General features: G+C 67.2%; 11 protein-coding genes. 3 read left to right on the top strand and 8 right to left on the bottom strand.

Annotation, left to right across the window (positions count from 1 at the left end):
- Positions 1-54: 54 nt before the first annotated feature.
- The 8 genes from GOQ09_RS19755 to GOQ09_RS19720 all read right to left on the bottom strand — a co-directional run bounded on the left by GOQ09_RS19755 (position 55) and on the right by GOQ09_RS19720 (position 8106).
- Positions 55-261, bottom strand: coding sequence for a hypothetical protein (locus GOQ09_RS19755; protein WP_157615073.1), 207 nt, complete (start codon positions 259-261; stop codon positions 55-57).
- A 358-nt stretch (positions 262-619) separates the two neighbouring features.
- A complete protein-coding gene (locus GOQ09_RS19750; RefSeq protein WP_157615072.1) occupies positions 620-832 on the bottom strand; it encodes a hypothetical protein in 213 nt (70 codons plus the stop codon).
- A gap of 62 nt (positions 833-894) precedes the next feature.
- Positions 895-1314 (bottom strand): acyl-CoA thioesterase, encoded by a 420-nt coding sequence (locus tag GOQ09_RS19745; protein WP_157615071.1) that lies wholly within the window; start codon positions 1312-1314, stop codon positions 895-897.
- 19 nt (positions 1315-1333) lie between these two features.
- Positions 1334-2323, bottom strand: coding sequence for a Bug family tripartite tricarboxylate transporter substrate binding protein (locus GOQ09_RS19740; RefSeq protein WP_157615070.1), 990 nt, complete (start codon positions 2321-2323; stop codon positions 1334-1336).
- A gap of 37 nt (positions 2324-2360) precedes the next feature.
- A complete protein-coding gene (locus GOQ09_RS19735; RefSeq protein ID WP_157615069.1) occupies positions 2361-3977 on the bottom strand; it encodes an indolepyruvate oxidoreductase subunit beta family protein in 1617 nt (538 codons plus the stop codon).
- A gap of 8 nt (positions 3978-3985) precedes the next feature.
- The gene (locus GOQ09_RS19730) at positions 3986-6145 is read right to left on the bottom strand and encodes an indolepyruvate ferredoxin oxidoreductase subunit alpha (RefSeq protein ID WP_157615068.1); all 2160 of its coding nucleotides are present in this window, start codon (positions 6143-6145) and stop codon (positions 3986-3988) included.
- A gap of 105 nt (positions 6146-6250) precedes the next feature.
- Positions 6251-6862, bottom strand: a complete 612-nt coding sequence (locus GOQ09_RS19725) for a c-type cytochrome (protein WP_165442104.1) — start codon at positions 6860-6862, stop codon at positions 6251-6253.
- A 44-nt stretch (positions 6863-6906) separates the two neighbouring features.
- Complete coding sequence (locus GOQ09_RS19720; protein WP_207309870.1) at positions 6907-8106, bottom strand: PQQ-dependent sugar dehydrogenase; 1200 nt, start codon at positions 8104-8106, stop codon at positions 6907-6909.
- Between the two features lie 127 nt (positions 8107-8233).
- Here GOQ09_RS19720 and GOQ09_RS19715 point away from each other — a divergent pair, with 127 nt between their 5' ends.
- From GOQ09_RS19715 to xdhB, 3 genes are all read left to right on the top strand, one after another.
- Positions 8234-9139, top strand: a complete 906-nt coding sequence (locus GOQ09_RS19715; protein WP_431769282.1) for a LysR family transcriptional regulator — start codon at positions 8234-8236, stop codon at positions 9137-9139.
- A gap of 191 nt (positions 9140-9330) precedes the next feature.
- Entirely contained in the window at positions 9331-10944 is a 1614-nt protein-coding gene (xdhA, locus tag GOQ09_RS19710; protein ID WP_157615065.1) for a xanthine dehydrogenase small subunit, read from the top strand.
- Between the two features lie 2 nt (positions 10945-10946).
- Positions 10947-13397 (top strand): xanthine dehydrogenase molybdopterin binding subunit, encoded by a 2451-nt coding sequence (gene xdhB, locus GOQ09_RS19705; RefSeq protein ID WP_157615064.1) that lies wholly within the window; start codon positions 10947-10949, stop codon positions 13395-13397.
- Positions 13398-13403: the final 6 nt, after the last annotated feature.

The raw sequence follows: 13403 nt of genomic DNA, 5'->3' as shown, positions 1-13403 counted from the left end.
GGTCCATGGAAGGCCTCCTTGTTTCGTGCGTGCCGAGCCGTGCGGTGCAGCGCTTCAGCGTTGCGTGGTGCGGGAGGGGTGCTCCAGCAGCAGGAAGAAGCTGCGGATGCGCCGCGTGGTCCAGAGCGCGGCGGCGCGGTCCAGCATCTCGTTGTCGAGGTCCTGTTTGGTGGCTGCTTCGCGCGCAGGCACGTGCGCCGATGGGCGAACGGTGTCCTGCACCGGCCGCTGGTGCTGCTGACGAGATTGGAATTGACGCATGGCAAGGCTCCTTCGCGATGAAGGGCCCCGCGCACGGACGCACGCAAGCTGACTGAAAAAGTCAGTGACGCAGAACGGCGGGATTCGGAAGGGGAGAACCGCTGGCCTGATTGGCGAACGGGTCACGCTGCATGCACGGCGGCCGCAGCGCAAGGGAGCCTGCGCTAGAGGGCCGGATGTGTCACGCCTGCCGAGGCACGCGTCTTGTCACTGATCCAACTGGCACTGTCCACGCACGAGGCTCCGAAGTGAAGATCTCTCGATTGTTGCACTGCGTCATGAGGTGCGTCAACCCTTGGCGGCATATTCCGCGCTGCCAGCGCGGTGGCTCCGAACGTGCGGGAGCGGCCTGCTGGCTTCAGTTCGCGATGCACTGGAACAGCACGCCCGACTCGGCGGGTGCCCTGCCGAGCCACTTGGGCGTTGCATTCCGCGCGCTGCAGTAGTCGGAGGCCTGCACGTAGGTAGGGGCACGCAGCGCGCCGTCGCGAAACGGCGTCACCTCGTTGGGAGGCGAGGAGCAGCCGGTAATAACAAGCAAGGCGAGCGGAAAAAGGAGGTGCCGGTTCATCCGGCCATTCTAAGTAAGAGAGAGTAAGAGCAGGCGCTTCACCGCCCGGCGGCGCGGCGCACCTATTCGCACAACGCACGAATTACCGGCGGAATTGGCACGGCGCGGATGCCGCCGCCCTCGCGCCTGGCCGCAAAGATGCGCACCTCCTCGCACTCGAGAATCAGATCGTCGCCGCGCGTGACGCGGTAGGTCTGCACAAAGCTCTTGTCGCGCCACTCGCCAACGCGCACCGCAATGTGCAGCGTGTCGCCGTAGCTCGCCGCCTTGACGAAGCGCGTGTGCGTGTCGACCAGCGGCGTGCCGATCACGCCCAGCGTCTTGGTGGTTTCTTCCCAGCGCGGCACGCCGCATTCCGCAAAGAAGTGGCGCGAGGCCGCATCGATCCAGCGGAAGAAGTTGGGAAACCAGACAATGCCGGCCGGATCGCAGTCGCCGAACTCGACGCGCGCGGTGTAGGTGATTTCTTTGCTGCTGCTCATCTGTTCATTGTCGCGGTGCTCAGTCGGCAACGATCTTCCGGTCGCGGATCAGCGCGCCGAAGCGCTGCGAATCGGCCGCGGCGCGCTGCTGGAAATCGGCCGGCGACCCCGGCAGCGCTTCGCCGCCCAGCGCGGCAATGCGCTCCTTCACGGCCGGCAGCGCGAGCGCGCGGTTGATCTGCGTGTTGAGCTGCGCCACCACTTCCGGCGGCGTGCCCGCCGGCGCATAAAAGCCGAACACCGTGTCGGCATCGAAGCCGCGCAATCCTGCCTCGTCCAGCGTGGGCACATCAGGAAACTGCGGCGAGCGGTGCGGGCTGCCCACCGCCAGCAGCCGGAGCTTGCCGGCGCGCACCTGCTGCAGGCCGATGCCTGGATCGAACGCATAGTCGATCTGGCCCGCAAGCAGGTCCTGCAGCGCGGGCGCCGCACCGCGGTAGGGCACATGGAGCGCAAAGACGCCGGCCTGGCTCTTGAACATTTCGCCCGCCAAGTGCGGCGAGCTGCCATTGCCCGGCGAGCCGAACGAGAGCTTGCCCGGGTTGGCCTTGAGGTACGAAATGAACTCGCGCACATTGGTGGGCGGCAACGAAGGCTTGACCACCAAAAAGACAAGCACGCGCGCGGCTGCGGCCACCGGCACCAGGTCCTTCGCGGGGTCGAAACTCATGCGCGAATACAGGTGCGGGTTGACGGACACCATGCCCCCCGAACTCATGAGCAGCGTGTAGCCGTCGGCCGGCGCGCGCGCCACCGACTCGCCACCGACGTTGCCGTTGGCCCCCGCGCGGTTTTCGATGACCACGGGCTGCTTCAGCGATTCCTGCAGCGGCTGTGAAATTGCGCGCGCGATCTGGTCCGCCGCGCCGCCCGGCGGAAAGTTGACGACCACCTTGATCGGCTTGGCGGGCCATGCGCCGGGTTGCGCCTGGGCATGCGTGCAGGCCAGGAGCGCGCATGCGGCGGTGAACAGAAGGCGGCGGCGCCAGCGAAGGGTTGTATGGGTCATGGTGTCGTGTCTCCTTGGTTGTTATGAAATTGGAAAATCAGGCGGTGGTGGAAGGTGGACGCTTCATCCAGCGGATGGGCTGGGCCTGCACCGGCCGCGGTGCGGCGCCATGGCGCACGAGGGCGGCGTCGAGCGCCTTGCCGCCTTCGTCTGCCAGGGCCGCCTCGCGCGCCGCGGCAATCGCCTCGGCGCGCTTCATTGCGGGCAAGGTCGCACGGCTCGCGAGTTCGTCGATCACGTGCAGCAGGTTGTGCTTGCCTCGCTCGTTGGTGCTGCCGTAGCCTTTGATGAGCCGTCCGCAGAGGGCCACTTCCCGGCCCAGTGCCCAGGCTTCGCGCATGCCGGTTTCCACGGCCGCAAGCCAGCGTTCGATCAGCGCCTGCTCCTCGCCGAAGCGCTGTCCGCGCCGGCGCAGCCACTTGAGCGAAGACAGGAGCCGCAGCGACGCCATGCCGAACACCGAGTGACTGCCCACCTTCAGCGGCAGCGCCCAAGGCTCGCGGCCACGCGACTGGCGGGCGCGGTCCCATGCGGTCACGCGGCGCGCAAGGCCAGGCGGCAGCAGCGCGGCGAACTCGGGCGCGCCAGGCTTGAAGTGGTCGTAGACCTTCACGATGTCTTCATCCGAGGCGCGCACTTCCTGCCGCACGCGCTGCGCACGGCTCGCCCGGCCCTTGAGCGCGGCCACGCGAACGATGTCGTCGAAGGCCATCCACAGCGCGAGCCAGCGCGCGGCCTCGCGAGTAATGGCAAAGCCCTGCGCGCCGGAAGGGTCGGCAGCGCGCTCGGCATCGAGCACCCTGGCCAGCCGTGCTGCGTAGAGCCCGGCGTAGGCGGCGTCCTGGTAGTCGAGCACGCGCGCATGGCCGAGCGCGAGCATGTCGTGCACCGCCGGCGGAAAGCGCCGCGCCACGTCGTCGGGCAACGCGCGGGCCAGTGGCGGTGCGTCGGCCGTGTCGCCGGCCATCACGCTGCTGACAAAGGCGGCCTGCGCGCGCGGCGCGCTCACCGCCTTGAAGGCGGCTGCAAAGCCGCGCAGGCTGGCCGCGGCCATCTTGTTCAGTTTGTCGGGCGCGCTGGTGTCGCCGCCGCGCACCACGTGCTCATACGCTTCGCGCGGGAAAGGGAGCAGGCCGCTGCCCGCAATGGCACCGAGCATCACGGCGCTGACCACCGTGCCGGCCTCGCGCGCCACGGCGTTCATGTCGAACACATGGTGCTCGCGGCTGAAGGCCTTGACGATGTCGAGCAGGTGCTGCGCGTCTGCGCGGCCGTCGCCGGGCTGCATGCCTTCGGCCGTGGTGAAGATGCGGGCCGAAGAGCTGATGACCAGCGTGCGCAGCGGCGCGCTCATGCCGTTGCCGATCTGGCGCGCGGTCTCGAGCAGTTCCGACGACACGATGGCGTCGAGCGCACCCGGCACCGGGCTCAGGCTGAACACCGGCCGCCTGCCGGCGAGCTGCGCGAGCGGCAGCGGAAACACTTCGATGTAGTAGGTGGTGGCGCCGGTGCGCTGCGCCACGCCGGGAATCGACGTGCTCTGCGCGGCATAGCCGGCGTGGCGGGCAATGTCGACCAGCCATTCGGTGAGTACGCCGCCGCCTTCGCCGCCCAGGGCGCAGACGAGAAGGGTGATGGGCCGGTTCTGTTCCATGGCGTATCTCATGCGGGTTGCAATGCGCGCACGACCGCACCGCGCAGGCCGTGCAGAAGGCGTTCATGCCACTTCGGGTTCTGCACCACCTCGGCGCGGTAGAAGCTGGGGCACAGCGTGGCCGCGTGCGCGTTCTCGCCGCACAACCCGCAGCCCACGCAGCCGTCGATCACGGTGGCCACCGGGTCGACCTTCAGCGGATCGGGGTTGTCCTTGAGCGTGAGCGTAGGGCAGCCCGAAAGGCGGATGCAGGCGTGGTCGCCGTTGCATACGTCTTCATCGACGCCGTATTTCACGCGCACCACGCGCTCGCCCTTCTTGAGCAGGCTTGCAATCCAGGGCTTGATGCGGCGCTGGCGCTCCAGCTGGCACTCGCCCTCGGCAATCACCACCTTCAGGCCGTTGAAGTCGCTGGTGAGCGCCTCCGTCAGCGTCTTGCGCATGCGCTCCACGTCGTAGGTGGTCACGGTGCGCATCCACTTCACGCCCAGGCCCGTCAGCGTGGACTCGATGGTCTGGTTCTTGTCGACCAGGCTCTGCTGCTTGTCGACCGCGCGTTCCTTCATCTCTTCGTCGGGCGTGGAGATGATGTCCTGCGTGCCCGTGGCCGAGGTGTAGCCGTTCTTGAAGATCAGCAGCACCGCATCGTCGCCGTTGAAGAGCGCGCTCTGCACCCCGGTGAGCAGGCCGTTGTGCCAGAACCCGCCGTCGCCCATGATCGACAGCGTGCGGCGGTTCATCATCGGCGCCACGCCTGCGCGGCTTGCCAGGCTCATGCCGTAGCCGAGGATCGAATGCCCCATCGAGAACGGTTCGAAGGTGCCGAAGGCATGGCAACCGATGTCGGCCGCAATGTGCACAGGGCCCGTCTGCTGCTGCGCAAGCTTCAGGGCCGAGAACACCGGACGCTCCGGGCAGCCGACGCAAAAGCTCGGCGGCCGGTTGGGCAGCGGCGCGGAGAGCTGGCGCGCCACGGCTTCGCGCCGCTCGCGGTTGCCGGCCAGCCAGGCCGCGGCGGACGAAGAGGCTTCGCCCGTCCCGATGTATTTGGCCGCGAACACGCCGATGCCGCCCGCGAGCACTTCCACCCCGTATTCACCCGCCGACGGCAGCATGTCCTTGCCGTGCAGCGGCGTTTGGATGTCGCGCCGGCGCAGCAGGGTGGCGATGTCTTGCTCGATGTATTCGGGCTGGCCTTCTTCCACTACCAGCACTGCGCGCTTGCCCACGCAAAAATCGGCCACCTGCTCAGGCACCAGCGGGTAGGTCACGTTCAGCACCAGGATCGGAATGTCCGTCTCGCCGAATGCATCGGCCAGGCCCTGCTGCTGCAGGCTGCGGATCAATGCGTTGTACAGCCCGCCTTGCACCACGATGCCAAGATCGGCATGGCGACCACCTGGAACGAGCTCGTTGAGCCCATGCTCCACGATGTAGCGCCGCGCCGCCGGAATGCGCTCATCGCCCTTGAGCTTCTCGTGGCGAAAGGTGACGGGCGGATGCGCGAGGCGCATGTAGTCGAAGCCCGCGGGTTCCGTCATCAGCGCCCGGGTCGAGACGGCGGGCGCAATGTTGTCCTTGCACTCGAAGCTGCCGCGCACATGGCAGGTGCGGATGCGCAGCTCCATGAGGCAGGGCATGTTCGATGCCTCCGAGAGGCGGAAGCCGTGCTCGACCATGCGCACCATCTGGCCGAGGTCGGGCCGCGGATCGAGCAGGCACATGCTCGACTTGAGCGCGTAGGCATGCGTGCGCTCCTGGATCACGCTCGCGCCCTCGCCGTAGTCCTCGCCCACCACCACCAGCACGCCGCCCGTCACGCCGGGCGACGAGAGGTTGGAGAGCGCATCGGCCGCCACGTTGGTGCCGACGATGGACTTCCACGTGACGGCGCCGCGCAGCGGGTAGTGAATGGAAGCGCCGAGCATCGCGGCCGCGGAGGCTTCGTTCGAGCAGGCCTCCACGTGCACGCCCAGTTCGTCCATGTATGTCTTGGCCTGCACCATCACGTCGAGCAGGTGCGAAACCGGCGCGCCCTGGTAGCCGCCGACGTAGGCCACGCCCGACTGCAGCAGGCCTTTGGTGATCGCGAGAATGCCCTCGCCGTGGAATGTGTCGCCGGCGCCCAGGCGCAGCGATTGCACTTCCTTGCTGAATGAAACTTCCAAGAGATTCGGCTCCAATGGGTTGATGTGGTGGTTGAATGGCTGGCGGGCAAAGGCGTGCGTTCCCCGCACCGCGCCTGCGCCGGCGTTGCGCTGCGGTATCGGTGGCTACTTGCCGGGCGGCCTGGCGGCGGTGCCGGGAAAGCGCGCCACGTAGTGGGCAAGGGTGTCCAGGTCCTCCGGCGGGATGCCGCTCACGGCCTCGGTCATTGCCTGCGTGTAGCCCGGCCGCTTGCCGGTGCGAAAGCCGTGCAGCGTCATCTGCAGGTAGTCCTCGCGCTGCTGTGCGATGCGCGGCACCTGCTGCCCGCCGCTCAGGTCGGCGCCGTGGCAGATGACGCAGCGGTGCGTTTGCGCCAGCGCCTGCCCGCGCGCCATGCGGGCTGCATCGGGCGGTGCGGCCGCGGACGGTGCGGGCACGGCCGGCAGCGTGGCTATGAACTCGGAGAAGCCGCGCAGGTCCTCGTCCTTCATTGTCTTGGCTACGGCCGTCATGGCGGGGTTGTCGCGCCGGCCTTCACGAAACAAGAACAGCTGCGTAATGGCATAGAACGAATGCTGGCCCGCGAGCACCGGTGTTCCCGCCATGTCGCTGCGCCCGTTGGCACCGTGGCACGAGGCGCACACTGCCGCATAGCGCTGCGCATAGCTGCCCTGCGCGGCCTGCGTGCCTTGCGCACTGGCGGAAGGCGCCGCTGAAGCGAGGAGCGTCATGGCCATGGCTGCGCCTGCCTGCATGAAAGCCGAAAGAACGAAACCCCTGCTCATCGGCCGCTGTAGCTGATGCGGTAGATCGCGCCCGCGTGGTCGTCGCTCACGAGCATGGAACCGTCCTTCAGCACCAGAAAGTCCACCGGCCGGCCGAGATAGTTGTTGTTCTCGACAAAGCCCGTCATGAACGGCTCGACCTTCGCGCCGCCCTTGCCATCGGGCCATGCCACGGCAATGTCTGCGTACTTGACCGTGCGGTTCCATGGCCCATGGCGTGCGATGAACATGGCGCCGCGGTACTTGGTCGGGAACATCTTGCCCTTGTAGAAGGCAAGGCCCAGCCCGGCCGCATGCGGGCCGAGCAGCGCGGCCGGCTTGGTGAACTCGCCGCAGTTCTTGCCCCAGCCGAACTCGGGGTCGGCAATGTTGCCCTGGTGGCAATACGGGTAACCGAAGTGCTGGTCGGGCTTGGTCACCACGTTCAGCTCGTCATTCGGCAGGTCTTCGCTGAGCCAATCCCGCCCGTTGTCGGTAAACCAGAGATTGCCCGTCTTCGGATCGAAGTCGAAGCCCACCGTGTTGCGCACGCCGCGCGCCACGGTCTCGATGCCGCTGCCGTCCAGGTTCATGCGAAAGATGCGTGCATGCGCCTCGTCCGGGTCGCAGATGTTGCAGGGCGCACCTACCGCGTAGTAAAGCTTGTTGTCGCGCACGCGCAGGTAGCGCCAGCTGTGGTCCTGACCGCCGGGCAATTTGTCGTTCAGCACCGCCGGCGTGCCGGGGTTGTCGAGCTTGTCCTCGATGCCGTCGTAGCGAACGATCTGCTTGTGCGTGGCAAGGTACAGCGCACCCTTGTGGTATTCGACGCCGGTGGCGAACTCGGTCTTGTCGACAATGGTCTTGGGCTTGCGGTCGCCCTTCTCGGCAATGGCATACACCTTGTTGCCCACGAAGAGCGTGCTCACGAACACCGTGCCCTTGTCGCCCTGCCGGAGCGACCGTGCATCGAGCACGCCCGAGGCCCAGGTCTCCACCTTGAAGCCCGGCGGCAGCTTGAACTTGGCTGTGGGCAACTGGTCGGCCGCGGTGGGAATGGGGAAGGAAGGAACCGGCGCCATGCGCGTGGCCGCCTCGGTCTTGGGGCGCCCCTTGGCCCAGCCCGGCTCTTCGGCCGGAGGCTGTTGGGCCCACGCGGCGGTGGTGGCAACGCAAAGCAGGGCGGCAATTGCCGCATGCGGACGCAGTCTGGCCATGTCTTGTCTCCTTCTCGTGGGTGGGCTCTTCGTTGTTTGCCGAATGTCTCTGCCGGCAACGGCGGCCAGTGTGCGAGCCCTGCGCCGGGTCTTCAATAAAATAATCGAGCTAAGTAATATGCATGCCATGCATATACAAACGATAGACCTCAACCTGCTGCGCCTGTTCGATGCGGTCTATCGCGCGCGCAGCGTGAGCCGCGCCGCCGAAGAGCTGGGCCTCACGCAGCCCGCCGCAAGCCACGGCCTCGGCCGCCTGCGCCTGCTGCTGAAAGACGCGCTCTTCACGCGCGCCCCCGGCGGTGTGGCGCCTACGCCGCGCGCCGATCGGCTGGCCGTTGCGGTGCAGGCCGCGCTCAACACGCTGGAAGAAGCGCTGCAGGAGCCCGGCCGATTCGAGCCGCAGGCATCGCGCAAGACTTTTCGCATTCACATGAGCGACATCGGCGAGGGCCGCTTTCTGCCTTCTCTCATGGCGCGCCTTGGCGAACTGTCGCCCGGCGTGCGCGTGGAGACCCTGCCGCTGGCGCCCACCGAGATAGCGCCAGCGCTCGACAGCGGCCGCATCGACTTTGCCTTCGGCTTCTTGCCCAAAGTGCGCGACACGCAGCGCAAGCACCTGCTGAAAGACCGCTACATCGTGCTGCTGCGCAAGGGCCATCCGTTTGCACGCGGGCGGCGCAACAGCCAGGCGCTCATCGAGGCGCTTCAAACGCTTGAATACGTGGCGGTGCGCACGCATGCCGAAACGCTGCGCATCTTGCAACTGCTCAACCTGGAAGAGCGGGTGCGCCTGACCACCGAGCACTTCATGGTGCTGCCGGCGATCGTGCGCGCCACCGATCTGGCCGTGGTGATGCCGCGCAACATCGCGCGCGGGTTTGCAGAAGAAGGCGGCTACGCCATCGTGGAGCCGGCCTTTCCGCTGCGCGACTTCACGGTGTCCCTGCATTGGAGCAAGCGCTTCGAAGCCGATCCGGCCAACCGGTGGCTGCGGCAGGTGATCGCGGAGCTGTTTTCGGACGGTGCCTGACGCAAAAACGGCGGCGGCCGCCCAGGAATGGCCCGGTATGGCCTGGGAATTGCTCGCTGGCTCAAGGGTTTCCCCGTAGCTTGCATACCGCCCCCCACATACGCAATATGGGCGCTGCGGTATGTATCCGGCGGCGCAAGCCGCTAACGTCAACGCTTGGCCGAAACGAGCCACCCACGAGCACGAAGAGCATGAGCACCGAGAGCAGCAACAAGATCCAACCCATCCGGTTTTTCCACCGCGGAAAAATCGTCGACGTCAGCGGCGTCCACCCCACGCGCTCCGTGCTCGACTGGCTGCGCGAGGACGCGCACTGCACCGGCACCAAGGAAGGCTGCAACGAGGGCGACTGCGGCGCCTGCACCGTGGTCGTCGGCGAGCTGGCCGAGGCCGGTGGCCTGAAGCTGCAAACGGTCAATGCCTGCATCCAGTTCTTGCCCACCTTGCACGGCAAGGCGCTTTTCACGGTCGAAGACCTCAAGGACCAGTGCCAGGCCCATGCGGCAGGCGAGACCGAAGTACAGGCGCAGGACAAGCGCCCGCATCCCGTGCACCGGCTGCACCCGGTGCAGCAGGCCATGGTCGATTGCCACGGCTCGCAGTGCGGTTTTTGCACTCCCGGGTTCGTGATGTCGCTGTGGTCCGCCTACGAGCACCACCAGGCCGAGGGCACCCAGCCCACCCGCCAGCAGCTGGCCGATGAGCTTTCGGGCAACCTGTGCCGCTGCACCGGCTACCGGCCGATTCTCGATGCCGGCCAGCGCATGTTCGACCTGCCGCAGGTACGGCTCGATGCGCAGCCGGTGGTGGCCGCGCTCGCAGCCCTGCAAGGGAATTTGCAGGGAGAGAGCCTCGACTACGCCGCGCCGCTCGGCGCCCGCATCGACCACTTTCATGCACCCAGAACGCTTGCGCAGCTGGCGGCACTGCGCGTGCAGAAGCCGGGGGCGCAGCTGCTCTCGGGCTCCACCGACGTCGGCCTGTGGGTCAACAAGCAGTTCCGCGACCTGGGCGACATCATCTACGTGGGCGACGTGGCTGAAATGAAGATCATCGAGACTCGTGCGGAGGAGCTCTACATCGGCGCCGGCGCATCGCTCGAATCCGCCTTCGAAGCCCTGGTGCAGCGCGTGCCTGGCCTGCAGGATGTGTGGCTGCGCTTTGCGTCGCCGCCCATCCGCCATGCCGGCACCATGGGCGGCAACGTGGCCAACGGCTCGCCCATCGGCGATTCGCCGCCGGTCCTGATGTCGCTCGACGCTGAGATCGAGCTGCGCCGCGGCGATGCGGTGCGCCGCATGCCGTTGCCCGATTTCTATATCGACTACATGAAGAACCAGCTGCAGCCGGGCGAGTTCGTGCAGGGCCTCGCGGTTCCGCTTGCAGCCATGCGCCGCCAGGTTCGCGCCTACAAGATCAGCAAGCGCTTCGACTGCGACATTTCCGCGCTGTGCGCCGGTTTTGCGGTGGAGCTGGAAGAGGGCGGCGACACGGTGAAGGCCGTGCGCCTGGCTTTCGGCGGCATGGCCGCCACGGTGAAGCGCGCCGCCCAGGCCGAAGCCGCGCTCGTGGGCAAGCCCTGGACGCAAGCCAGCGTGAACGCCGCCAAGCTTGCGCTTGCGCAAGACTTCAAGCCGCTGTCGGACATGCGCGCATCGGCCGACTACCGGCTGCAGGTGGCGCAAAACCTCATCCAGCGCCTCTGGCTCGAAACCCGCGCCGACGACGCACTCTCGCTCGACGAGACCAGCGTCTGGAGCGTGATGCCCCATGCCTCGGCCAACACCGTGGCGGAAGGAGTCTGACCATGAACAAGCCCATCGACGCCCGCCTGCTGCAGCCCGCCGAGCCCTTTGCCGACTACCTGAAGAACACCGCCGCACGCATCGACCCCGCGGCCGAGGCCGTGGCGCACGAACTCGGCGCGCGCGTCGGCATCAGCCGCCCGCACGAATCGGCGCACCTGCACGTGGCCGGCGAGGCCACCTACATCGACGACATCCCCGAGATTGCGGGCACGCTGCATTGCGCGCTGGGCCTCTCGCCCGCAGCCAACGGCCGGGTGACGGCGCTGTCGCTCGATGCGATCCGCGCGATGCCGGGCGTGGTGTCGGTGCTGACGGCCGACGACATTCCGGGCACCAACGACTGCGGCTCGATCGTGCACGACGACCCGATACTGCTTTCGCTAAAGGACGGCGGCCAGATCCGCTACCTGGGCCAGCCGGTGTTCGCGGTGATTGCAGAAAGCCGCGATGCCGCGCGCCGTGCCGCCGCAAAGGCGAAGGACGCCATCGCGGTCGAGGCCGAGCCACCCGTGCTCACGCCGCAAGACGCCCACGCCCGCGGCCAATACGTGGTGCCGCCAATGCACATCGTGCGCAGCGGCGGCGCGGCCAACGAAGGCGACGAGGCGGCGGTGCGCGCGGCCATTGCCGCGGCGCCGCACCGCCACAAGGCCACGCTCGACGTGGGCGGGCAGGAGCAGTTCTACCTCGAAGGCCAGATCAGCTACGCCATTCCGAAAGAGGGCGGCGCGCTGCACATTCATTGCTCCACGCAGCACCCGAGCGAGATGCAGCACCTGGTGGCGCACGCGCTGCACCTGCAGTCGAACGAAGTGCACGTCGAATGCCGGCGCATGGGCGGCGGCTTCGGCGGCAAGGAATCGCAATCGGCTCTCTTCGCCTGCGTGGCCGCGGTGGCGGCCAGCAAGCTGCGCCGCCCGGTCAAGCTCAGGCTCGACCGCGATGACGACTTCATGATCACCGGCCGCCGCCACTGCTTCTGGTACGAGTACGACGTGGGCTACGACGACGAGGGCCGCATCCTCGGCGCGGAGATCACCATGGTCTCGCGGGCAGGCCACTCGGCCGACCTTTCGGGCCCCGTGATGACGCGCGCGCTGTGCCACTTCGACAACGCCTACTGGCTGCCCAACGTGGCGATGCATGGCTATTCGGGCAAGACCAACACGCAGAGCAACACGGCCTTTCGCGGGTTCGGCGGTCCGCAGGGCGCCATCGCTGTCGAGAACATCCTCGATTCGGTCGCGCGCGAGCTGAAGAAAGACCCGCTCGATGTGCGGCGCGTCAACTTCTACGGCAAGGCGGAGAACAACGTCACGCCCTACCGGCAGACGGTGACCGACAACATCGTGCACGAGCTGGTGGCCGAGCTCGAAACGAGCAGCGACTACCGCGCCCGGCGCGAGGAGATTGCCGCGTTCAACCAGAAAAGCGTGGTGCTCAAGCGCGGCCTGGCGCTGGCGCCGCTCAAGTTCGGCATTTCGTTCAACGTGAAGCACTTCAACCAGGCCGGCGCACTGGTGCATGTGTACACCGACGGCTCCATTCTCGTGAACCACGGCGGAACCGAGATGGGGCAGGGCCTCAACACCAAGGTGGCGCAGGTGGTGGCGCACGAACTGGGCGTGAGCTTCGAGCGCGTGCGCGTGACCGCCACCGACACCACCAAGGTGGCCAACACCTCGGCCACCGCCGCATCGACGGGTGCCGACCTGAACGGCAAGGCCGCCCAAGACGCGGCGCGGCAGATCCGCGAGCGGCTTGCGCAAAGCGCCGCCGAACGCCATGGCGGCAAGCCGGGCGAAGTGCGCTTTGCCAACGACAAGGTCGAAGTCAACGGCCGCACGCTGGCCTTCAGCACGGTGGTCGGCGAGGCGTACCTCGACCGCAAGCAGCTTTGGTCCGACGGCTTCTACGCCACCCCCGGCCTCAGCTGGGACAAGGAAAAGATGCAGGGCCGCCCGTTCTACTACTACGCCTATGGCGCGGCGGTGAGCGAGGTGGTGGTCGACACGCTCACCGGCGAATGGAAGCTCTTGCGCGCCGACATCCTGCACGACGCGGGCAAGTCGCTGAACCCGGCCGTGGACATCGGCCAGGTCGAAGGCGCCTTCATCCAGGGCATGGGCTGGCTCACTACCGAAGAGCTGGTGTGGCATCCGCAAAGCGGCAAGCTCACCACGCACGCGCCCAGCACCTACAAGATTCCGACGGCCAACGACTGCCCGCCCATCTTCAACGTGCGCCTGTTCGAAGGCCAGAACGTCGAGGACTCCATTCACCGCAGCAAGGCCGTTGGCGAACCGCCGCTGCTGCTGCCGTTCTCGGTGTTCTTTGCCATCCGCGATGCGGTGTCCGCCGCGGGCGGCCACAGGGTCGATCCGCCGCTGAAGGCACCGGCCACGAGCGAATCGATTCTTCGCGCCATCACGGCCGTCCAGTCCGCATAGTCCACT

This window comes from Variovorax paradoxus, from assembly GCF_009755665.1.
Taxonomy (GTDB): Bacteria; Pseudomonadota; Gammaproteobacteria; order Burkholderiales; family Burkholderiaceae_C; genus Variovorax; species Variovorax paradoxus_G.
The sequence above is the reverse complement of the archived record's forward strand: the minus strand, read 5'-3'. Positions and strand labels throughout refer to the sequence as shown.